Origin of the sequence: Bradyrhizobium oropedii (assembly GCF_020889685.1) — a bacterium.
GTDB classification, from domain to species: domain Bacteria; phylum Pseudomonadota; class Alphaproteobacteria; order Rhizobiales; family Xanthobacteraceae; genus Bradyrhizobium; species Bradyrhizobium oropedii.
In genome coordinates this window covers 1-22,899 of the sequence record NZ_JACMYO010000106.1, presented here as the reverse complement: position 1 = coordinate 22,899, position 22,899 = coordinate 1, and the positions used below count along the sequence as shown (strand labels likewise).

General features: G+C 64.2%; 19 protein-coding genes and 1 pseudogene. 9 read left to right on the top strand and 11 right to left on the bottom strand.

The window, feature by feature from the left end; all coding sequences use genetic code 11:
• The first annotated feature begins 133 nt into the window (after positions 1–133).
• The 7 genes from H8A95_RS26425 (at position 134) to H8A95_RS26395 (ending at position 8,738) form a co-directional block, all read left to right on the top strand.
• On the top strand, positions 134–1,357 hold the full coding sequence (locus tag H8A95_RS26425; RefSeq protein ID WP_229185870.1) for an ABC transporter substrate-binding protein: 1,224 nt from the start codon (positions 134–136) through the stop codon (positions 1,355–1,357).
• A 52-nt stretch (positions 1,358–1,409) separates the two neighbouring features.
• Positions 1,410–2,525, top strand: coding sequence for an Rv3169 family protein (locus H8A95_RS26420; RefSeq protein ID WP_229185869.1), 1,116 nt, complete (start codon positions 1,410–1,412; stop codon positions 2,523–2,525).
• A 223-nt stretch (positions 2,526–2,748) separates the two neighbouring features.
• Positions 2,749–3,450 (top strand): acyl-CoA thioesterase, encoded by a 702-nt coding sequence (locus tag H8A95_RS26415; protein WP_229185868.1) that lies wholly within the window; start codon positions 2,749–2,751, stop codon positions 3,448–3,450.
• Between the two features lie 207 nt (positions 3,451–3,657).
• The gene (locus H8A95_RS26410; protein WP_229185867.1) at positions 3,658–3,891 is read left to right on the top strand and encodes a hypothetical protein; all 234 of its coding nucleotides are present in this window, start codon (positions 3,658–3,660) and stop codon (positions 3,889–3,891) included.
• Positions 3,892–4,323: 432 nt separating this feature from the next.
• Complete coding sequence (locus tag H8A95_RS26405) at positions 4,324–6,504, top strand: TonB-dependent siderophore receptor (protein ID WP_233287226.1); 2,181 nt, start codon at positions 4,324–4,326, stop codon at positions 6,502–6,504.
• Position 6,505: 1 nt separating this feature from the next.
• On the top strand, positions 6,506–7,528 hold the full coding sequence (locus H8A95_RS26400; RefSeq protein WP_229185866.1) for an extracellular solute-binding protein: 1,023 nt from the start codon (positions 6,506–6,508) through the stop codon (positions 7,526–7,528).
• On the top strand, positions 7,521–8,738 hold the full coding sequence (locus tag H8A95_RS26395; RefSeq protein WP_229185865.1) for a PepSY-associated TM helix domain-containing protein: 1,218 nt from the start codon (positions 7,521–7,523) through the stop codon (positions 8,736–8,738). The genes H8A95_RS26400 and H8A95_RS26395 overlap by 8 nt, the downstream gene beginning before the upstream one ends.
• A gap of 10 nt (positions 8,739–8,748) precedes the next feature.
• On the opposite strand, the gene H8A95_RS26390 is transcribed toward H8A95_RS26395, so the two are convergent.
• Positions 8,749–9,276: a DUF4269 domain-containing protein gene (locus tag H8A95_RS26390; RefSeq protein ID WP_229185864.1), complete on the bottom strand. Its 528-nt coding sequence runs from the start codon at positions 9,274–9,276 to the stop codon at positions 8,749–8,751.
• A 218-nt stretch (positions 9,277–9,494) separates the two neighbouring features.
• A complete protein-coding gene (locus H8A95_RS26385; protein ID WP_229185863.1) occupies positions 9,495–11,132 on the bottom strand; it encodes an isocitrate lyase in 1,638 nt (545 codons plus the stop codon).
• A gap of 146 nt (positions 11,133–11,278) precedes the next feature.
• Between H8A95_RS26385 and H8A95_RS26380 the strand changes: the two genes are divergently transcribed.
• Entirely contained in the window at positions 11,279–12,715 is a 1,437-nt protein-coding gene (locus H8A95_RS26380; protein ID WP_229185862.1) for a helix-turn-helix domain-containing protein, read from the top strand.
• Positions 12,716–12,724: 9 nt separating this feature from the next.
• On the opposite strand, the gene serA is transcribed toward H8A95_RS26380, so the two are convergent.
• Together serA and H8A95_RS26370 are read right to left on the bottom strand one after the other, a co-directional pair.
• Positions 12,725–13,978 (bottom strand): phosphoglycerate dehydrogenase, encoded by a 1,254-nt coding sequence (gene serA / locus H8A95_RS26375; RefSeq protein ID WP_229185861.1) that lies wholly within the window; start codon positions 13,976–13,978, stop codon positions 12,725–12,727.
• A 284-nt stretch (positions 13,979–14,262) separates the two neighbouring features.
• On the bottom strand, positions 14,263–14,622 hold the full coding sequence (locus H8A95_RS26370; protein WP_229185860.1) for a BA14K family protein: 360 nt from the start codon (positions 14,620–14,622) through the stop codon (positions 14,263–14,265).
• A 378-nt stretch (positions 14,623–15,000) separates the two neighbouring features.
• Here H8A95_RS26370 and H8A95_RS26365 point away from each other — a divergent pair, with 378 nt between their 5' ends.
• Entirely contained in the window at positions 15,001–15,999 is a 999-nt protein-coding gene (locus H8A95_RS26365) for a helix-turn-helix transcriptional regulator (protein ID WP_229185859.1), read from the top strand.
• 27 nt (positions 16,000–16,026) lie between these two features.
• Here the strand turns inward: H8A95_RS26365 and H8A95_RS26360 are convergent, their stop codons facing one another.
• From H8A95_RS26360 to H8A95_RS26330, 7 genes and pseudogenes are all read right to left on the bottom strand, one after another.
• Entirely contained in the window at positions 16,027–17,118 is a 1,092-nt protein-coding gene (locus tag H8A95_RS26360; RefSeq protein WP_229185858.1) for an ABC transporter ATP-binding protein, read from the bottom strand.
• Between the two features lie 83 nt (positions 17,119–17,201).
• Positions 17,202–18,641: an extracellular solute-binding protein gene (locus H8A95_RS26355; protein ID WP_338027960.1), complete on the bottom strand. Its 1,440-nt coding sequence runs from the start codon at positions 18,639–18,641 to the stop codon at positions 17,202–17,204.
• A gap of 49 nt (positions 18,642–18,690) precedes the next feature.
• On the bottom strand, positions 18,691–19,728 hold the full coding sequence (locus H8A95_RS26350; RefSeq protein ID WP_229185856.1) for a carbohydrate ABC transporter permease: 1,038 nt from the start codon (positions 19,726–19,728) through the stop codon (positions 18,691–18,693).
• A complete protein-coding gene (locus tag H8A95_RS26345; RefSeq protein ID WP_229185855.1) occupies positions 19,725–20,600 on the bottom strand; it encodes a carbohydrate ABC transporter permease in 876 nt (291 codons plus the stop codon). The genes H8A95_RS26350 and H8A95_RS26345 overlap by 4 nt, the downstream gene beginning before the upstream one ends.
• Before the next feature lie 7 nt (positions 20,601–20,607).
• Positions 20,608–21,534 (bottom strand): ribokinase, encoded by a 927-nt coding sequence (rbsK, locus tag H8A95_RS26340; RefSeq protein WP_229185854.1) that lies wholly within the window; start codon positions 21,532–21,534, stop codon positions 20,608–20,610.
• Positions 21,535–21,538: 4 nt separating this feature from the next.
• The gene (locus H8A95_RS26335) at positions 21,539–21,994 is read right to left on the bottom strand and encodes an RbsD/FucU family protein (RefSeq protein WP_229185853.1); all 456 of its coding nucleotides are present in this window, start codon (positions 21,992–21,994) and stop codon (positions 21,539–21,541) included.
• A gap of 80 nt (positions 21,995–22,074) precedes the next feature.
• Positions 22,075–22,899: pseudogene (locus H8A95_RS26330) on the bottom strand (aldehyde dehydrogenase family protein); the annotation flags it as partial.

The following is a 22,899-nucleotide window of genomic DNA, read 5'->3' as shown; positions in this document are numbered from 1 at the left end:
CCGCCCGGAGATTCCAGTTGATAATCCGGACAGACGGTCTATTATTACACGGCGAACGCGACGGGTAAAGCCTCTGATGGCACCGCCGCCGGGATCAACGAGCCCCACAAGAGGGCCGTCATGGGAGGGGAAGATGCGGAAGCCAATCGTCACGCTTGCAGTGTGGGCGTTCACGCTCACCGGCGCGCTCGGACCAGCGAATGCCCAGAAGGCCTATGGCCCCGGGGTCAGCGACACCGAGATCCTGCTCGGCGCCAATGCGCCCTACAGCGGCCCGGCGTCGATCTATGCAAGCTTCCCGAAGACCATGCTGGCCTATTTCGCGATGCTGAACGAGAAAGGCGGCATCAACGGCCGCCACATCAACTTCCTGACCCGCGACGATGCCTATAGTCCGCCCAAGACCGTCGAGGTGACGCGCGCGCTGGTCGAGAACGACAAGGTGCTCGCGATCATGGCGCCGTTCGGCACGCCGACCAATGCCGCGATCCAGAAATATCTCAACAGCAACGGCGTCCCGCAGCTGCTGGTGCAGAGCGGCGGCACGCGCTGGAACGATCCGAAGCAGTTTCCCTGGACGACGCCCTACTCGCCGACCTACGTCAACGAGTCGCGGATCATTGCTCGCTACGTGCTGCGCGAGAAGCCGGATGCCAAGATCGGCGTGCTGTTGCAGGCCGACGACATCGGCAAGGATTTTGTCCTCGGCTTGAAGGAAGGACTTGGCGCCAAGGCCGACACCATGATCGTCAAGGAGGCGATGTATCAGTCGACCGAGCCGACGATCGACTCCCAGATCGTGAACCTGAAAGCATCGGGCGCCGATACCATCCTGATCGCGGCGCAGAACAAATTCGCCTCGATGGCGATCCGCAAGATCCACGAGCTCGGGTGGAAGCCGCTGATCTTCCTCGGCTCGACCGCGAATTCGATCGCCGGCGTGCTGGTGCCGGCCGGGATCGAGGCCTCGACCGGCATCCTGACCACGACCTCCTACAAGACGCCCAATGATCCCGCCTGGGCCAACGACAAGGGCATGACCGACTATCTCGCTTTCGCCGCGAAATACATGCCGGGGATGGACCCGAACGACGTGATCGCGGTGACCGGCTACACCACGGCGCAACTCGGCGCGATCATCCTGCAACGCTGCGGCGACAATCTCACCCGGGAGAACGTGCTGAAGCAGGCCACCAACCTCAGCGGCATCGAACTGCCGATGCTGTTGCCTGGGATCACGATCCAGACCACGCCGCAGGATTATGCGGCGATCACCGAACGCCGCTTCGCCCGTTTCGACGGCAAGACCTGGGTGCTGTTCGGCGACATCGTCGGCGCGGGCCCGGCCAAGGATTGATCCCGCGCCGCATCCGACTGACCGAACCGGCTCAAACACAAGGACAAGAACAATGCTGACAGCCCAGGACGATCTCATCGGCCACCAGACGCCACAGCCGTTTGCCAAGGCGGGCGGCGGCGATATCAGGTTCACCGAGCGCTACTGGTACACCGCACATCCGATCGACGGCAGCGAGCTGCTGATCGATATCGGGCTCGGCTATTATCCGAACCGCAACGTGATGGACGGCTTTGCGGGCATCACGATCGGCCGCCGTCAGCACAATTTCCGCGCTTCGCGCCGGCTCGGAAACCGTCCGCTGGAAACGGAGGTCGGCGGGCTCAGGATCGAGATCGCCGAGGGCATGGGTCTGCACCGATTGTTGCTTGCCGACAATCCATCCGGCATCAGCTTCGCGCTCGAATTCAAGGCGAGCTTCCCCGCGGCGCAGGAGAAGCAGAACTTTCGCGAGCGCAACGGCGTCGTCGAGGAGGATCTTGCCCGCGTCTCGCAATTCGGGCGCTGGCGCGGCTGGATCGTCGCCGACGGCAAGCGCTATGACATCGAGCCGGAGCTGTGGTGGGGACAACGCGACCGCTCCTGGGGCCTGCGTTCCGAGATGCGCACCGACGAGACGAGGCCGCCGGTTGCGACCCATCGCAATTTCTTCTGGACCTGGTCGATGTTCCAGTTCCCGGAATCCGCGCTGTCGATTTTCATCAAGGAGCGCACGCCGGGCAAGCCGCATTATCTCTCGGGCACCGAGTTCCGGCGCGAAGCAGACGGTTCAATGTCGCATCGCGAGGTTACGTCGGTCGAGCACAAGATCGAATGGGCCGACGATCCGCTCGGCCAGACCATCGCGGCAGCCGATTTCACCTTCACTTTCGAGCGCGGCGAGCCGCGCCGCGTCAGGATGCTGGGATTGCCGACACGATTTTATCTCAAGGCCGGCATGTATGGCGGCTTGCATGGCTGGACCCACGGCGACGATCGCGGCGGGCACCATGCCGCGTACGACATCTGGAACCTGGACGATGCCGCGACGCGCGCCATCGCACGCACCCTGTCGGACCATGTCGTCCGGCTCGAAAGCGGCAACGAGACCGGATTCGGCATCAGCGAGTACGGCGTCGCCGCCGGCTATCCGCTCTATCCGGGACCGCAAAAATTCCCGGCGATGTGATGGACGGGCAAGGCATCCGCGTCGCGCAGCCTGACGACACTGCGTGCGATCCATGGGACGACAAGGCAGCCGAGGCGCTGGTCTCGCTCGAAACCATCGCCCCGCTGCGCTATCGCAGCCGCTTCGGCGACGGCAACCTCAACGGCCGTTCCTATGGCGGCCAGATACTCGGCCAGGCCATGATGGCTGCGACACTCAGCGCGCCCGCAGATCGGCCGGCGCGATGCTGCAGCTCCTGTTTCTGCGCGGTGCCGATCCCACGCGGCGCATCACCTTTGACGCGCAGGTCCTGCAGGACGGCAAGCGATTCTCCTCCCGCCATGTGGTCGGCAGCCAGGGTGATGGCCACACCGTGCTGAGCGCGCAGGCCACGTTCTGCGCCGCGCAGCCGGGTCCACGGCACACCTCGCCGTTTGCACGGTCCGAAGATCCCGAAAGCCTGCCCGACCTGAGCATGATCCCTGACACGTTGATGGCGCAGTTGCGGCCGCTCGGCCCCTACTCCCAGCACATCAAACCCAGCATGGATTTCCGCATCCCCGCGATCGAACGTCAGCTCTCGGCTGCGACCGCGGAGCCACGGCTGCGGTTCTGGATCAGAAGCCGGCAGCCGCTCGCCGCGGGTTCCCGCGCCCAGGCCGCGGTGTTCGCCTATCTCTCGGACTGGTGGCTCAACTTCTCCAGCATCGGCGGCCATCTCCGCGACCTGCAGTCGCGCGCGCCGCTCTACCTGTCGAGCCTCAACCACTGCATCTGGTTTCACCGCGCATTTTCGCCTGACGCCTGGATGCATGTCGAAACCGAGAGCCCGTGCGCCGATGGCGGCCGCGGGCTGTCGATCGCCCGCGTCCATGATCGCAATGGGTCGATGCTCGCGACCTCGATCCAGGAAACCCTGATGGTGCATCCGGATGGCGACGCGTAGGCCGAACGACGATTGAGACCGCGCCCAGATCGTTGCTGGGTCGTGGCCGCCGCCATCGCCGGTTCCATCTCCTGTTGAATCCCGGCAACACCGCTGAACAAAATGCGCAATCGTGAAGATTGCGCGATTTGAATCACGAAGGTGCCGCATCCCTGTCAAATCCTGCCTGCGGGTGGCGCAACAAGAACACGATTGGGGAAAACCTACATGCAGCAGGCACCGTTGGGCGCGCGAAACGCGGACTCGTCTGGCTATGTCCTCTACTTCCAGCTCGCCAGCAATGGCACCAGACGCGCGTGCAGTCTGACAATCCAGGCGGAAAGCGCCAACGAGGCGGCGCGGATCTTTCGCGAGAACTGGAGCGAGATCGAATCGATGGCACGCGACGGCGTCAGCACGGGCATGGTCGGCAAAGCGCCGGTCAGCCTGGCGATGTCGTGAGGCGCATCGCGCGACCTACGGCAGACACTACGCTTGAGGCGTGACGCGATAACGACCGCAGTCTCAAGCCATCATCGCGCGACCATTTGACGCGCTGACGCGATAATCAGGTCACAAGGTGCAGGCTCGCGCACACGCGCGGGCCTTGCTGCGTCTTAGAACGATTCAAATCCAATTCAGTTAGAGGGATTCAAGTCTGCTCCGGTTCTTTTCGCGCGCGCCGACTGCTAGAGGCGCGGCGTGAACGAGTTCGCGTGAATCGGAAGTCCAAGAGTGCCTGTGAATGCTGATCGCCGGGTTGTCGGCGACCATCGAAATGCCGCCGACAAGGGCCGCACCCATTTGCTGATCGGCGCAGCGTTCCTGCTCGCCGATGTCTCCTCCGCAGTGACGCCGGCAAGCGCCCAATCGAGCGTCGCCTTGCCGCCGGTCATGGTCGAGCAGCCGACGCAGAAGCGCAAGCCTGCAGCCAATTCGGCCCGGTCTGCGCAGCGAACCCAGGCGGCCGCCGCAGAACGGCAGCGCAGCCGGAATGCCCCGCCGCCGCCACCGACACCATCGGAGCGCGCGGCGGCTGGTGCCGCGGCGCTGAACGAAGCCAAGCTCCACTACCGCGCGATGCCGAGTTCGACCACCTTGCGCAGCGGCGCCTCGCCGCTCGATACCTCGCAGACGGTCAACGTCGTGCCGGAGCAGGTGCTGAAGGATCAGTTGCCGCGCAATCTCGACGATGCGCTTGCCAATGTCAGCGGCGTCACCCAGGGCAATACGCTGGCCGGCACTCAGGACGCCGTGATGCGTCGCGGCTTCGGCGACAACCGCGACGGCTCGATCATGCGCAACGGCATGCCGTTGGTGCAGGGCCGCAGCCTCAACGCGGCGGTCGAGAGCGTCGAGGTGCTGAAAGGCCCGGCGTCGCTGCTTTACGGCATCATGGACCCCGGCGGCATCGTCAACACGATCAGCAAGCGCCCCGAGCTCTATCAGCACGGCTCGGTGACCCTGCTCGGCTCGACCTACGCCAATTCGAAGACCGGCGCCGACGGAGCGATCGACATCACCGGCCCGATCGGCAATGGCGGCCTCGCCTATCGCTTCATCGGCTATGGCGTCAGCGAGGACTATTGGCGCAATTTCGGACGCCACCGCGAAATGCTGGTCGCGCCGTCGCTGGCCTGGTACGGCGAGAACACCACCGTTCAGTTGAACTACGAGCACCGCGAATTCATCACGCCGTTCGACCGCGGCACTGCGTTCGATTCCGTAACCAAGGCGCCGCTGGCGATCCCGGCAACGCGCCGGCTCGACGAGCCATTCAACAATGTTTGGGGAACGTCCGACCTGATGCAGGCCTCGGTCGAGCACCGGCTGAATCAGGACTGGAAGCTGTTCGCGGCCTACAGCTACAACACCGAGACCTTCAGCGCCAATCAGCTCCGCATCACCGGCATCAACACCAAGACCGGCGTCGAGACCCGCAGCAATGACGGCACGTGGGGCTCGCTCAGCAATGCCAGCTACGGCACATCCTATGTGCAGGGCAATTTCTGGTTCGGCAATATGCGCAACGAGGTGCTGTTCGGCGGCGACGGCCAGTACCGCACGATCTACCGCGACAATCTGATCCGGCAGGCGACGCCGAGCTTCAACTTCTACAATCCGGTCTACGGCCTGATCTCGCCGGGCACCACGGTCTCCGCCACCGACAGCGCCCAGACCGACAAGCTCGGCCAGTGGTCGCTGTTCTTCCAGGACACGCTGCATCTGACCGAGCGCTTCGCGCTGGTCGGCGGCGTGCGCTACATGGACTACGACCAGATCGCCGGCAGGGGCCGGCCGTTCATCACCAACACCAACGTGTCGGCGGACAAGGCACTGCCGCTCGGCGGCGCGATCCTCAAGCTCACCGACGAGGTCTCGCTCTATGCGAGCTACACGCAGTCGCTGAAGCCGACCTCGACCATCGCTCCGCTCACCGGCGGCGTCGTGATCGGCTCCAACATCGCGCCCGAAGAGGGCACCCAGTGGGAGACCGGCGTCAAGTTCGACTTCAACAAGCGGATCTCCGGCACGCTTGCGCTTTACGACATCGACAAGAAGAACGTGCTGGTCTCGCAGCTCAACTCCTCGACCGGTATCGTTGAGTACCGCACCGCCGGCAAGGTTCGCTCGCGCGGCGTCGAGCTCGACGTCACCGGAAGGCTGACTGACAGCTGGAGCATGATCGGCAGCTATGCCTACACCGATGCGCGCGTCACCGAGGATCCGACGCTCGTCGGCAAGGCGCTGCAAAACGTCGCGCTCAACACCGCCTCGCTCTATCTGGTCTATGATTTCGGAACCACCCTGCCCGGCCGGCTGCGTCTCGGCGGCGGCGCGCGCTATGTCGGCGACCGGCCCGGCGATGCCGCGAACAGCTTCGTGCTGCCGGCCTACACCGTGGCCGACGCGTTTGCGACCTACGAGACCAAGGTGCAGTCGTTCCCGGTGATCTACCAGTTCAACGTCAAGAACCTGTTCGACACCGTCTACTATCCCTCGGCCGTCAGCAATCTGGCCGTGGCGATGGGCGACGCACGGCGCTTCTCGCTCTCGGCAACGGTGAAATTCTAGCATGGGCGCGGTTCGGACAGCGATCGGACTGCTTGCCGTCCTGGCTGCGACCGCGCTCGCCACTACCGTCCGCGCCGACGAGCTCACGCTGTATACGACCCGGGAAGCCAGTCTGGTCGAGCCTGTCATCGCGGCCTTCACGGCAGCGAGCGGCACCAAGGTCAAGACCGTCTTCATCGAGGACAGTTTGGTCAAGCGCCTGACATCGGAAGGCGACAATTCGCCCGCGGATGTGCTGCTCACCATCGGTCTCGACAAGACAACTCAGCTTGTGACGCGCGGGCTGACACAGGCGCTTGCATCGCCCGCGCTTGATCAGGCGGTGGCGGCGAACCTGCGCAGCAACGACGGCCAGTGGATCGCGCTCGCCGTTCGTCCGCGCGTGGTGTTCGCGCGCAAGGACAGTGCCCTCGTCGCAATCACGTATGAAGAACTCGCCGATCCCAAATGGCGCGGCAAATTGTGCATGCGGCCGGCCGCGCACCAGAACAATGTCGCGCTGATTGCGGCCTATCTCGCGCATCACGGAACAGACGCGACGCAAACCTGGCTCGCCGGAGTTAAGGCCAATCTTGCCCACAAGCCGGCCGGCAAGGACAACGACGTGGTCCGCGAGATCGCCGAAGGACGCTGCGACTTCGGCATCGGCAACACGGTCGCGCTGGCACAGCTCCGCGACGGCCGCGAAGGCAATGATTGGCGCGCATGGGCCGATGCCGTGAAGGCCGTGCCGACCGCGTTCACGGGCGGCGGCAGCCACATCAATCTGACCGGCGCCGCGATCGCCCGGCACGCACCGCATCCGTCTGCCGCGCGCGCCTTCCTCGAATTCCTCGTCACGGCCGAGGCCCAGACGATCTTTGCGACCGCCGAGCTGGAATATCCGGTGCTTGCGACCGCGAAGCGGCCGCCGATCGTTGAGGGCATCGGATCGTTCCCTGCCGATGCGCTGCCCGTCGATGAGATCGCCGCGCATCAAGCGGCCGCAATCGCCCTGATTCAAAAGGCCGGCTTCGATGAGTGATGTCCGACGTCCGATCAAGGCCGCGCTGTTGCAGGTCCATTCCGTCGTTGGGCTGGTGCTGGCGCTGCTCTGGGCAGTGGTCGGCCTGACAGGCGCAACGATGGCCTTTGAGGATGAGATGGAGGCCAGCCTGAACAGCCAAATGATGCGCGTCGATGCCAGCGCCACCCGGCGACTCACGCCGGACGAACTGGTCGCGCGACTTCAGGCGGCGGGCGATTTCGGCAAGGTCTCGGCCGTCACCATATCCAGCGATCCATCGGCCGCGGCGCACATCCGCTTTGCCCGCAGCGACGGCGGCACGCGGCCGTCCTCGGTCTATGTCGATCCCTACAACGGACATTTGCTCGGCTCGCCGCGCGGCGAGGATTTCTTCGCCACCGTCCGCAAGCTGCATCGCTGGCTGCTGCTGCCGGGCGACGGCAATGGCATCGGCCGCAAGATCACGGGGTCAGCCGCGATCTGCCTGATCGTGATGCTGATATCAGGCCTCGTGCTGCGCTGGCCGCATCGCGCGCGCAGCGTCAAGATGTGGCTGAAGCCCAATCTGGGACTGCGCGGCCGCGGCCTGCACCGCTCGCTGCACGCCGTGATCGGCACCTGGGTGCTGCCGGTCTATCTGGTGATGACGCTGACCGGCCTGTGGTACTCGTTCGAATGGTACAAGGCCGGCGCCAACTGGCTGTTGACGCGGCCTCAGGCCACCGCCGCGGCGATGCAGCCGAAGCCACCCCGCGGCGCGACGACTGCCGAGAGCAAGGGTGAAGCCAGGGCGGACGCGAAGGCCGAGGCAACGCCGCTCGTGTTCGATCACGTCTGGTCAGCATTCCTGCAGCAGGAAAACAACAACGATTACGGCAGGGCTCTGCTGACCCTTCCGGCCGGCGCAGGCACAGCGGTGCGCGTGCGGTCATGGGCGCGGGATTCCTCGCTCGAGAGCGTGCGTGACGAATTCCGCATCGATGCCGTCACCGGGCGCGTCATTTCCTCCGATCGCTACGCGGACAAGAGGTTCGGCGAGCGCGTCCTTGCCGGCGTGCTCGACATCCACCGCGGCGCTATCCTGGGATGGCCCGGCAAGCTCGTCTTCATGCTGGCCGCCGCCATGATGCCGCTGTTCACAGTGACGGGCCTGCTGCTCTATCTGTCCCGTCGCAGGCACCGGCGCCTCGCGCGGCCGCCGATCGCGAGCCTGGTTCCGGGCGAGTGAACCTCAACGATCAGCGGAGGTCGCAGGCCGCGAGCCGACTGCGCAACTCGGCGTCGGTTTCGGCGGCGAGTTCGAGCAATCCGCGGTAGGGATCGCCCGATATGCCGAGCGCCGCGGCGAACGCCGGCTCGGTCTTGAGGCCGCCTGCCCTCAATCTGCTGACGGCTCGCCCTAGCCCCCCGTCATCAATCGCAAGCAGCCGTCGTTCGACCTCGAAATGGATCCATCCGCGCTGCTGCTCCACCGGATCCTGGTCGCCGAACAATTCGAACGGCCACCCATCCAAGACAAAGCGGGCAATCGCCGGCCGCGTTCCCGAGACCCAGCGGTAGAGGATGAAATCATCGGCCGATTGATAATGGGTCCAGACCGCGTCCGCGAAGAGATCCGGATCGGGCGCGTGGCAGACGATATCGATGTCGCTGCCGGGCACGGCAAGGCCGAGCGGCAGTGTTCCGACGACGCGGGGATCGAACGGCTTCAGCAGCTCCATCACGGCAGAGCTGGTGACGGCGGATGTGTAGTCTCCGACGGTCATCGCGTGGCACGCCCTCGAGATCGCAGCGCCGCAATACCACGCTCGCGTCGAATGCGGGAGCCTCCACGAATGGGCGGAAGGCGAGAGAAAGCTGCTTTGAAACGCTGCGGGGCGATCTCGATCACGTCACCGTGGTCGAAACCGCCCCGTCAGGCCGGCGGACGGGCGGCTGCTCGCAAGCCAGCCTGTCCAGCCGATAGTCGGAATGATCCGTTCGATTAGCCGAACTGGTTCATCGTGTTGTGGGCACCGCCCGCCTTGAGGGCGGCTTCACCGGCGAAGTATTCCTTGTGGTCGTCGCCGATGTCGGAGCCCGCCATGTTCTGATGCTTCGCACATGCGATGCCCTGACGGATTTCCGCGCGCTGCACGTTCTTGACGTAACCGAGCATGCCCTGCTCGCCGAAATACTCCTTCGCGAGATTGTCGGTCGACAGCGCAGCCGTGTGATAGGTCGGCAGCGTGATCAGGTGGTGGAAGATACCGGCGCGCTTGGCCGAATCCGCCTGGAAGGTACGGATCCGCTCGTCTGCCTCGATCGCCAGCGGCGTACCGTCGTATTCCACCTTCATCAGTTCGGCGCGGTTGTACTTGCTGACATCCTTGCCGGCTTCCTTCATCGCGTCATAGACCTGCCAACGGAAGTTGAGGGTCCAATTGAAGGAAGGCGAGTTGTTGTAGGCAAGCTTCGCGTTCGGAATGACCTTGCGGATGCGATCGACCATCGAAGCGATCTGCTCGATATGCGGCTTCTCGGTCTCGATCCACAACAGGTCAGCACCGTTCTGCAGCGAGGTGATGCAGTCGAGCACGCAGCGATCCGCACCAGTGCCGGGACGGAACTGATAGAGGTTGCTGGGCAGACGCTTCGGACGCATCATCTTGCCGTTCTGGTTGATGATGACGTCGCCGTTCCGCGCGTTGGCAGCCGTGATTTCCTCGCAATCGAGGAAGCTGTTGTACTGGTCGCCGAGGTCGCCGGGCTTGTGGCTCACGGCGATCTGCTGCGTCAGGCCGGCGCCGAGCGAGTCGGTACGGGTCACGATGATGCCGTCTTCGACGCCGAGCTCGAGGAACGCATGGCGGCAGGCACGGATCTTCGCGATGAAGACCTCGTGCGGCACGGTCACCTTGCCGTCCTGGTGGCCGCACTGCTTCTCGTCCGAGACCTGGTTCTCGATCTGCAGGGCGCAGGCGCCCGCCTCGATCATCTTCTTGGCGAGCAGGTAGGTCGCTTCCGCGTTGCCGAAGCCGGCGTCGATGTCGGCGATGACGGGCACGACGTGGGTCTGGAAGTTGTCGATCTTCTCGATCAGCGCCTTTTCCTTGGCCTTGTCGCCTTCCTTGCGGGCCGCATCGAGCGCGCGGAAGATGTCGTTGAGCTCGCGGGAATCCGCCTGACGCAGGAAGGTGTAGAGCTCTTCGATCAGGGCCGGCACCGAGGTCTTCTCGTGCATCGACTGATCCGGCAACGGGCCGAACTCGGAGCGCAGCGCCGCGATCATCCAGCCGGACAGATACAGGTAACGGCGGTCGGTGTTGCCGAAGTGCTTCTTGACCGAGATCAGCTTCTGCTGGGCGATGAAGCCGTGCCAGCAACCGAGCGACTGGGTGTACTTGGTGCTGTCGGCATCATAGGCGGCCATGTCGGCGCGCATCAGCGCAGCCGTGTAGCGGGCGACATCCAGACCGGTCTTGAAGCGGTTCTGCAGGCGCATGCGCGCCACGGCTTCCGCGGTGACGCCGTTCCAGGTGTCCTTGGTCTTGAGGAGCGCTTCGGCCGCCTCAATCTCGCTCTGATACGAAGCCGGTCCCTGGGTGGCCCGGTCGCTGAGCCCGCGCGGTTGGAAGTTCATGTCCGTGATCCCTTCGGTGACGAAATAACTGCACCGTTTGTGACGCGCGGCGGCGTGGGGAGCTAGACCTGGCGCAGAAAACTTGTCATAACTTACAAGAAACTGATGTATTATTGTAAGAATCTTACATCGACACGGATTTAGCGATGGCAACCTCAAGCGCCCGCTCGGTTTTCATGGGCCCCCGACTCCGCCGGCTGCGGCGCGATCTCGGGCTGACCCAGGCCGATATGGCGGCCGATCTCGAAATCTCGGCCCCCTACGTCGCGCTGCTGGAACGCAATCAGCGCCCGGTGACGGCAGACATGCTGCTTCGCCTTGCCCGCACCTACAAGATCGATCTGGCCGATCTCGCCGGCGACGGCGGCGCCGACCACACTGCGCGCATGCAGTCCGTCCTGAAGGAGCCGATGTTTGCCGACATCGACATCCCCACCCTCGAAGTCAGCGACCTCGCGGTCAGCTATCCCGGAATGACAGAGGCGTTCCTGCGCCTCTATACCGCCTATCGCGAAGAACAGTTGGCGCTCGCGGAGCGACGGGCGCCGGACCTGGCGGGCGCAGCGTTACTGCCGGGCGAGAACTTTGACGCCAACGACCCCGTTGCGGAAGTCCGGCGCTTTCTCGCCGCGCGCCGCAACAATTTCGCCAATCTCGACGATGCCGCCGAGCGGCTCGTCCATGAGCCGGCCGGACCAGCCGGATTCATCGAGCGGCTTCGCGATCGCCATAAGCTTCAGGTCCGCTATCTGCCACCCAACGTCATGCTCGGTTCGGTCAGGCGACTGGACCTGCATCGCCGGCAATTGCTGCTCGAGGACTCGCTCGATACCGCAGGCCTCAATTTCCAGCTCGCCAAGCAACTCGCTTATCTGGAGCTGGAAGACGAGATCGGCGCGGCGGTGGAAGACGGCAAGTTCACCAGCAAGAGCGCCGAGTTGCTGGCCCGCCGCGCGCTTGCCGCCTATGCCGCGGCCGCACTCATCATGCCGTATTCGGTGTTTGCGAAAGCGGTCGACACGCGCCGCTACGACCTGGAGGCGCTTGCGCGTCAATTCGGCACCAGCTTCGAGCAGACCGCACACCGCGTCACGACCTTGCAGCGGCCGGGTCTCGAAAAGATCCCGTTTTTCCTGATCCGCGTCGATCCCGCCGGCAACATTTCGAAGCTGCTCGATGGCGCCGGCTTCCCGTTTGCGAAGCATGGCGGCGCCTGTCCGCTATGGTCGGTCCACGACATCTTCAAGACGCCGCGCCAGATCGTCACGCAATGGCTGGAATTGCCCGACGGACAACGGTTCTTTTCGATCGCCCGCACCGTGACCGCCGGCGGCGGCGCGTTCGGCGCCATCCGCGTGGAACGGGCGATCGCGATCGGCTGCGCAGCCGAGCATGCCGGCCAGTTGATCTACACGCGCGACGGACAGGGGCCGAACGCGGATGAGCCGACGCCGATCGGCGTCGCCTGCCGGGTCTGTCATCGCCCGAGATGCGCGGCGCGGTCGGCGCCTCCGATCGGACGCGAGATTCTTCCCGACGATTTCAGAACCTCGAGCGTCCCGTTCGGGTTCTCGGCGGACTGACGCAGTCGATCACCCCTGCGGCCGGTTCTGGTCATACAGCACCCGCACGCGGATCGTGCCGTCGATGGCTTTCAAATCGGCCAGCAGCCCCTCGCCCTCGCCGCCGACCACGTCGGTCTCGAGCACGACATAGCCGACTTCCGGATCGGTCTGCAGATATTGCGCGAGGATGTTGATCCCGTGCCGGGACACCGCGTCGTTGACCTGACGCATGACGCCCGGAACATTGCGGTGAACATGGATGAAACGGGTGCCGGTCGGTCGCGCCGGCAATTGCACCTGCGGAAAATTGACCGCGCCGAAGGTCGACCCGACATCGGAATAATCGATCAGCTTGCGTGCAACTTCGCCGCCGATGCGATCCTGCGCTTCTTCCGTCGAACCGCCGACATGCGGCGTGAGGATGACGTTGGGGAGGCCCTGCAGCGGCGAGACAAAGCGCGCCTCGTTCGACACCGGCTCGACCGGAAACACGTCGACTGCGGCCCCCGCCAGCCTGCCCTCGCGCAAGGCGCTCGCCAGCGCATCGAGATCGACCACGGTGCCGCGTGAGTTGTTGATCAGGTAGGCCTCAGGCTTCATCAGTTGGAGCTGGGCCGCGCCAATCATGTTGGCGGTGGTCGGCGTCTCCGGCACGTGGAGCGAAACGACATCGCTCGCTGCGAGCAACGCGTCGAGCGATTCAGCGGGCTCGGTATTGCCATGGCGGAGCTTGTCGGTCTGATCGAAATAGATCACGCGCATGCCCATGGCTTCCGCGAGGTTCGACAGCTGCGAGCCGATGTTGCCGTAGCCGACGATCCCCAGCGTCTTGCCGCGCACCTCGCGGCTTCCTTCGGCGGACTTGTCCCAGCCGCCGGCATGCGCGGAGACCGAACGCGGAAAGATCCGGCGGAACAGCATGACGATCTCGGCGATGGTCAGCTCCGCCACGCTGCGGGTGTTGGAGTATGGCGCGTTGAATACCGGGATTCCGAGCTTTCGTGCGGCGTCGAGATCGACCTGATTGGTGCCGACCGAAAAGCAGCCGACAACGAGCAATCGGTCGGCGGCCTCGAGGATTTCCGCGGTCAACTGGGTCCGCGACCGAATTCCCAGCATATGGATGCCCGACAGCGCCTGCCTGAGCTCTTTGGGTCCCAGCGCCTTGGGCAGGCGTTGCAGCTCGGTATAGCCGTTCGCCTCGAACATCCGGACTGCGGAATCATTCACGCCCTCCAGCAGCAGCACACGTATTTTGGTCTTGGGAAGCGACAACATCATCGAGATCCAGATTCGCCAGGGTTCGGGCAGGTTCTGCCACGAGCGCAGTTTCGATGGATCAGGTGATAACATAGAAAACAAGCGCGTCAGAAGCCGCAGTCGGCGGCCCGCCCTGCGATTTCCGATAAGGCCCCCTCGATCCGCGTATCCAGACGCAGGGCGGGAACCGATTCAGCCGAATATCTTGCTCAATTCGCCGGCGGAGGTCCCGTTGCAGCTCCCGGGGCGGTCGAACGCCTGCTCCGGCTCACCGGCCGGAGCAAGCTCGGTTGGACCTCAAACGCTTACTGGCAGGGATAGCGCCGGCCGTCCTTTGCCTGGAACGTATTCGACGCCGGATCGTATGAGCGATAGCGCTGCGCGCACGACGTCGCGTGTTGCTGGGCCGCGGCAGCTTCCTGCTGCGCGGCGGCGTTGGCCGCACCAGCCGCGATGACGCCGCCGATGAGGCCACCGACCAGTCCGCCGACCGCGGCACCGCCATCGCAATTCCCATAACGGCACCAGACCTTCTCGGTCACTGCCGGCACCGCGGCCGCAACACCGGCGCTGTGCTGGAGCGGAGCCGAGATCGCGGAGGCGGAAAACATCATAACGCCGGTGGTGGCCGTCAAAACGACTTTCAGAAAGCGAGCCCTACGCATCATATCTCCTGCGTTTGAGTAGGTCGAAAGCATTTAGGCCAAATGGGCTATGAGTCCATGGACCGCATCGCATTCCGGATGGAGGCATTCGGATTGTGGCTAGCAAGGTCGAATGCAAGCGCGCGCAGCTTCTGTTTTCACTCGCGCTCTCAAAACGTCAGCGCCCCGAATTGAAATCGGAACTTTCGCTCAATACGGGCGCGCGAATTCGATCAAATGTTACCTTTGGCAGCCGATTGCGCGATCCGGATATCTCATTCGAAAATCGGATATTGACGCGATCGCGGAGAGCTTGAGCCGAACTCACCAAAGCTGTGCTAATGTGGTGGTGCGGTCTATGCGTGTGGCGGACGGCAAACATCCGATGGTTAGGATTTGATGGTCGAAGACATTCTCGCTGCACCACCGACGCGATCGGGATCGTCGTTTGAAGAGCTCCTGGAGATACTCCATCCTCACGGGATCAATGCGCACTCCTCACCGCGCCCTGACGAATCGTTTCGTTGGCATACGGATGTTGCGATTGGGACGGAAATTGATGTCGTGCGGGCGGATCTATCTGCCGGTTGGGATTGGCACTATTCCTACGAGAGCACGTCGGGCGAGCTTGCAATCAGCCTGCTGAATGCCGGCAAGGCCGAAATGCTCATTGCAGGCAAGAGCGTCCAGCGAACCCCATCCGAGATCGCCATCGTGCCGCTTCCGACGATGCAAGCGCAGCGCGTCGAAGCGGTCGATGGGAGATATTCGAGCGTGACGCTCACCTTGCACACGGGCATGGTGTCGAAGGTGCTGTCCGCGACGTTCGGGAACACGGCGCTGCAAGATCTCAATTTGACGCCGATCGTCGATCTGTCGACCGGCGCCGGGCAGACCCTTCTTCAGCTCATTCGCGCGAGCGCCACCGGTCTGTATGACGGCATCCTGGCACGCTCTCCGAAAGCCAGCGCGCTGTTATCCGAGGCTGCGCTGCAGCTCATCCTCGAGAATGTCCCCCACCGGCTGACCGACCGGTTGAACCGCTATCCACCGGATGCGCCGCCGCGATACATCCGGCGGGCGGTCGAGTATATGCGCGCCAATCCCCATCTGCCGCTGACGATCGCAGATATTGCCGGCACGGTTGGCGTCAGCAGCCGATTGCTGCAACTGGGATTCCGCAAGATCCACGGCACGACGCCGGTCGCCTATTTGCGACAAATTCGACTTGAGGCAATCCACGATGAACTTTCGCGACCGGAGAACATGCTTCCGGTCAGCGAGGTTGCGCTGAAGTGGGGCTTCACGCACATGGGCCGTTTCGCGGCGGTTTACCGCTCCGCATTTGGCCTGTATCCGTCCGATACGGTCCGGCGAGCACGAGGGTTCTGCAACTAAGCGGGCGATTGTTGCGCCGGCGGCAAATCAGGCAATGGCCATCCCCGACGCCTTGTCGAACAAATGCGTCCGCTCAAGATCGAGCGCGACGTCGATCACATGATCCGGCTCCGCGGCAACACCGACCTGCATCTGCGCCGTGAACGCGAAAGCGCCGACGGTCCCGATCACCAGCGTGTGGGGCCCGAGCGGCTCCACGTCCTTCACAAGTATGCGGATGGAAGAGCCCGCGGGCGCGCCTTGCCGCAACACATGATCGGGACGCACGCCAAGCACCACGGGCTTGCCGACGCTGCCCGCATAGGCCGCCTCCCGCGACTTCGGTATTCGCAACGCCGTGCCCGACGGCTCGGTGAACGTGAGCACGCCGTCGCGGGCTGTGATCTCGCCATGGATGAAGTTCATGCTGGGTGCACCCATGAAGCCGGCGACGAAGAGATTGCTGGGCTTCTCGTAGATCGTGATCGGATCGGCCGCCTGCTCGATCCGCCCCTTGTTCATCACCACGACACGGTCGGCCATGGTCATGGCTTCGACCTGGTCATGCGTGACATAGACGATCGTCTTGGCGAGGCGACGGTGCAGTGCCTTGATCTCGGTCCGCATCTCGATGCGGAGCTTGGCGTCGAGATTGGACAACGGCTCGTCGAACAGGAACACGTCCGGGCTGCGCACGATGGCCCGGCCGATCGCCACGCGCTGGCGCTGGCCACCGGAAAGCTGCTTGGGCCGGCGCTGCAAATATTGCTCGAGGTCAAGCACGCGCGCCACGTCATTGACGGCCTTCTCGATGCTGGCGCGCTGCTCGCCGCGCACCTTCATGCCGTAGCCGATGTTCTCCCCGACCGTCATGTGCGGATACAGCGCGTAGTTCTGGAACACCATCGCGCAATTGCGCAAGCCCGGCCGCAACTGCGTCACGTCGCGGTTGCCGATGCGGATGGTTCCGCTGGTGACGGCCTCCAGCCCCGCGATCATGCGCAACGTCGTGGTCTTGCCGCAGCCGGACGGGCCGACCAGCACGACAAATTCCTCGTCGGCCACGTTGAGGTCGAGGCCTTCGATGATCTTGTAGGGCCCGTATGCCTTGCTGACGTTCTCGATCTCGACGTGCGCCATGGAATCCTTTTCCGTCCCTTCGTCGACGGCAGATGAAGTCCCGGACGACGCTCGCGCATCATCCGGGACGTCTCGATAGAATGCTAGTTCTTCGGCGGAAGGCCCATCGCGGCGCGATAGGCCGCGAGCTGCTTGGCCCGGCCGAACTCGTCGGTCAGCCGATTCCACTCTTTCGCAATCGCGTCGAGCGCGGCCTGCGGCGTGGTCTGGCCGGCCAGCGCCTTACCGAGTTCGATCTCCACCACCTCGGTGTAGGAGAAGTAGCCGGGCAGACGCATGTCGAGCGCGACGTTCTTGGCATTGATCGAGTCCGATTGCGCGCCGAGATATTCCTTGGCCTCTTCCGGCGAGAAGATCTTGCTCCACAGCTGCAGATTGGCGGTGTGCGATTTGCGATAGGGATTGACGCCGCTGCCGCCGGTGATCGCCGCCTGGCCCGACACGTCAGGACTTGTCAGTGTCTTGACGAAGTCCCACGCCGCCTTCTGGTTCTTGCCGGCCTTCGGCACCGCGATCTGCCAGCCGCCGAATGCCATGAACGGGCCCGGAATGACGCTCGGGAATTTGTCCCACTTCTTGGTCTTCGCGTTCCAGATCTCGTCCGAGCCGGGCAGCATCGCCGAGCCGACCTTGCCCGAGATCTTCGACTGCTTCGGGTCGGCGGCGATGACACCGGTGTCGCCCCAGCCGATCGATTCCGCGACCTGGCCGCCGGCCACGGCCGCGTTCACCTCGCCGAATGAGAAGTTCAGCGCGTTGGGTGGCCCAAGCTTCGATGCGCGGATGTATTCCTCGAGCCCCTTCACCCAGCCCGGGTTGTTGATCTGCGCGTCCATCGTCTCGGGGTCGAAGAACATCGCGCCCGGATAGTTCGGATTGTTGGCGTAGGCCGCCGCGTGGCTGAAGAAGAACCAGAACTGCTGACCGCCCCGACGGAAGGCTTCCGCGGTGCCCCACAGGCCCTTGTCGGGCCGCTGGAAGAACTCCGCGATGTCGAGATACTGCTTCCAGGTCTTCGGCGGCGCGAGGTCGTAGCCGTATTTGGCCTTGAAGGCGTCCTTCTCCTTGGGATCGCTGAACAGGTCGGTGCGGTAGGTATAGGTGTGGACGTCGCCGTCCATCGATTGCGAGTAGATCTTGCCTTCCCACACCATCAGGCGTTCGCGATAGGCCGGCTCGATGTCGTCCCAGTCCTTGCCGGACTGCATCTCCTTCGGCATCTCGCTGAGATAGGGCACGAAGTCCGGCAGCCAGGCCGGCGCGAAGCTGACGAGGTCGAACGTCGCGTCCGAAGCCGTGAGCGATGTCGCGATCTTCGGATAGAGCTCGGACCAGGGAAACTCGACGACATTGACCTTGCCGCAGGTCTTCTTGGCCCATTCGTCGGCGCCGAGCTTGAGCGCGGACGCGATATACGGTCCGGTCTGCGACGCCACCGTCAGGGTGACGCCGGTATAGTCCGGGCTACAGGCCGCGTTCGCCTGGCTCGCGGCGCCCGCGATCGCGAGCGAGGTGGTCAACATCAGGAACGTCCGTCGCAACATCGTCTAGTCCTCCCTACATACGTTTTTGCTATTTGATCGCCCCGAGCAGCAGGCCCGACCGCATCATCCGGCTGAGCAGGCCCGCCATGATCATCATGGGAACGATGGCGACGAGCGCCGCAGCCGATATCGCCCACCATTCATCACCGCGTTGGCTGTTCTGTCCCGCCACCAGAATGGGCAGCGTCTGCCATCTGGAATTGGTCAGGAACAGCGCGAACAGAAACTCGTTCCAGACGAAGGCCAGCGTGATCATGAACGTCGCCAGCAGCCCGTTCATCGACATCGGCACCACGATGCCGATGAAGATGCGCCAGCTCGGCACGTTGTCGACCATCGCCGCCTCTTCGACCTCGATCGGCACGGCCTCGAAGAAGTCGCGCATCAGCCAGACGACGATCGGCAGCGAGAACGCGACGTAACACAGCGTCAGACCGACGAAGCTGTCGATCAGCTGGAAGCCGAGCCGGCCGATCTCGCTGTAGAGCAGATACAGCGCAAAGGCGGTGACGATCGGGGGGAACATGCGCTGGCTGACGAACCAGAACAGGATGTCCTCGTTGCCGAGGATCGGCCCGGGCAACGGCAGGCGATTGGCGACGACGGCTGCGATCAGCGCGATCGGAAAGGCGAGCAACAGCGCCTGCGGCCGGGTCAATCCCAACGTCGCGTTGAACAGCAGATAGCCGCCGAGCGCGAGCAGGAAGAACACCAGGCCCGCGCCAAGTCTTACCTTGAATTCGAACCGCACCAGCGCATAGGCCGCCATCGCGCCGATCGCGGTGGCGATGGCCGCCGCGGACAGGCCGACGATGGTCGAGTTCCGGAAGGTCCGGAAGAACTCGCCGCGGATTCCTTGATAGAGATCGATGAACGGCTGCAAGGTCGGCGTGAAGTCGACGAACGGAATATAAGTCGGCCCGCCGACGACGCCCGGCGGCGTCTTGAATGCCGTCACCACCACCCAATAGAGCGGAAACACCGTGATCAAGCACCAGACGAGGACGCCGACTGCGACCAGGCGGCGGCTCCATGGTGACAGTCCGGTCAAGCTCTGCCCGCTCATCGGCGCTTCTCCAGATGCGGCCGCAGCAGCGCCAGATAGGTGACGCCGATGATCGTGATCGCGATCAGGAACAGGAAGCTGAGCGCCGAGGTGTAGCCAAGATTGAACTTCTTGAAGCCTTCCTGATAGGCGAACAATGTCAGCGTCTCGGTGTCCACGCCCGGCCCGCCGCCGGTCATCACGAACACCGTGTCCATGATCTTGTAGCTCTCGATCAGACGGATGAAGACGACCGCGGCCGAGATCGGCAGCATCATCGGAAACGTGATCCCCCAGAACTGCTGCCAGGCGCTGGCATTCTCGAGCTCGGCGGCCTCGTAGACATCCTCCGGAAGCGTTTGCAGACCGGCCAGCATCATCAGGATGATGAACGGGGTCCACTGCCAGACCTCGACCGCGATGATGCAGGCGAGCGCCCAATGTCCGTTGGTGAGGAACGGCAGATTGACCAGACCGAACTTCGCCAGGAACTGGTTGAGCGGTCCCATGGTCGGGTTGAAGATCATGCGCGCGACCAGCGCGACCGCGACGGGCGCCAGCAGCATCGGCAGCAGCAGGGCAACGCGAAACAGCCGTTCGCCCGGCACCCGTGCGTTCAGCGCCAGCGCGACGCCGAACCCGATCGCATATTGCAGCCCGACTGCGATGAAGGCGATCAGCGTCGTGGTGAAGAGCGCACTCCAGAACCGCGGCTCCTGCAACAGCGTCGCATAATTGCCGAGCCAGACCACCCGCGGCGGGATCGGCGGAATCAGGCGATAGCTCAGGAAGCTCGTGGTCAGCGAATAGATCAGCGGAAAGATCGAGATCGCCAGCACAACGAGCACCGCCGGCCAGATGAAGACATGCTTGATCGGATCATTCCGCATCATCGCAGGATCATCCCTTCAGCAGCGCGTCGATCTCTGCCCGCCGCGGCATCGCGGGCGCGGTGCCGGGCCGCGTCACCGAGATTCCGGCCGTCGCCGAACCGAAGCGCGCAGCCTCGAGCGGATCGGCGCCATCAGCGAGCGCCGCCGCGAAACCGCCGACGAACGCGTCGCCCGCGCCGGCAGTTTCCACCACCTTGCCGGCCGTGAAGGGCGGCACATGCAGCGAACGGTCCCGCCCGTGGAACAGGGCGCCACGCTCGCCGAGGGTAATCAACGCCGTGCCGGCGCCTTTCGCCAGCAGAGCATCGCCGGCGCGCCGCGCCGCCGCGAGGTCGCTCACTGCGATGCCGGTCAGCCCTTCAGCCTCGGTCTCGTTGGGGACGACATAATCGCAGAGCGCAAACAGGCCATCGTCGTCGAACTTGATCGCCGGCGCCGGATTGAACACCGTGATGCTGCCGGCGGCGCGCGCGATCTCGAGCCCGCGCCGCGCCGCATCGACCGGCTGCTCGAGCTGCGTCACGAACACGCGGGAGTCGCTGATAGCGTCAGCCGCGGCGTCGACGTCAGCCGGGCTGATGGCGCCTGCGGCACCAGGCACCACGATGATCGCGTTGTCGCCGCGCGTCTCGTGGACGTAAATGAAGGCTGCGCCGGTCGGCGCTTCCGCCGTCCTGGCCACGCGCGGCCGGATTCCCTCGGTCTCCCAGGTCTTGATCGCAAGCTCGCCGAAGGCATCGCTGCCGATCCGCGAGATGAAGCTCACGCTGGCACCGGCCCGCGCGGCCGCGACGGCCTGGTTGGATCCCTTGCCGCCGGGCCCCATGGCGAATCCCGATCCGGCGATGGTCTCGCCGATCGCCGGCATGTTGCCGGCACGGAACGCGAGGTCGACGACGAAGACGCCGAGGACGGCGACGCCATTCCTGCTCATGTCGTCACTCTCCGTCCGGCGCAATGACGCCCTTGCTGAACAGGAAGCAGCCGTAGAAGCGCCGCTCGCCGGTCGCGATCACGCAATATGCCGTCTTGGCTTTCTCGTAGAAGGCATGGCGCTCGACCCCGACCAGCGGCCAGGACCGTCCCTCGGCGCGATCGATCGCGGCCTGTACCTCGTGCTGTACGGGAGGCACCTCCTGAGGTTGCCCGACGATCTCCATGCGGATCGCGGCATCGTCGACGAATGTATCGAGCGGCATCACCGAGAGCACGGCTTCGACCGCCCTGGCGGCGCTCACATTGTCGATGCGCAGCAGCTCGCCAATCGCGCTCTGCCGGGCGATCGAATCGGCCGGAAAATTGGTGTCGCACACCACGAGGCGATCACCGTGCCCCATCGCCCGCAGGGCATAGAGCACGTCGGCATTGAGCAATGGATTGATGCCCTTCAGCATGTTGCGTCCCTCCCTCGTCTTCAAAATCGCCGGACTCTGCCGGTCCGGACCCCCATCCGTATCACCGCAAGGTGACTTCTTTAGTCGCCATACGGAATCCAGATGTTCTTCACCTGCACGGCGTGGCGGAGTAGGATCGGGCCCTGGCTCGCGGCCTTGTCGTACCAGTCGAGCGCGAGGCCATGATCGACCAGCGTCCGCTTGAGATTGCCGATCGAGTATCGTTCCGCTGCCGTGGAAGCCTCCTGCGATCCGAACGCCCAGAGCGCGTCGACGTCGTCATGCTCGGCTAGCACCTTGACCAGATCGTTGCGGTCACCCGTGACGATGTTGACCACACCGCCCGGCACGTCCGAGGTCTCGAGCACCTGGTAGAAGTCGGTCGCGGCAAGTGGATGCCGCTCGCTCGGCACGGCGACGACCCGATTGCCCATCGCAACCAGCGGCGCGACCAGGCTGATAAAGCCGAGCAGCGGCGCCTCGTCGGGACAGACGACACCAACCACGCCGATCGGCTCATGCATCGCGAGCGCCACGCCGCGCAGCGGTGGCGCGTGGATCGATCCTTCGTATTTGTCGGCCCAGGCGCCATAACTGAACAGCCGTTCGATGCTGGCATCGACTTCCGCGCGCGCCTTTGCGGCCGTAACACCGGTCATGTCGGCGATGCGGCGCGCGAACTCGTCGCGCGCGCGGAGAGATTCTCGGCAAGGTAATAGAGGATCTGGGCGCGATTATGCGCCGTCGCCCGCGCCCACGACTCGGCTGAGCGCGCAGCCGCCACCGCATTGCGGATGTCCTTGCGATTGCCCTCGCCTGCTTCGCCCAGGCGCCGGCCTTTCGGCGAGAGCACCGCACGCGAATAATTGCCGTCCGGACGGACCTGCTTGCCGCCGACGAACAGT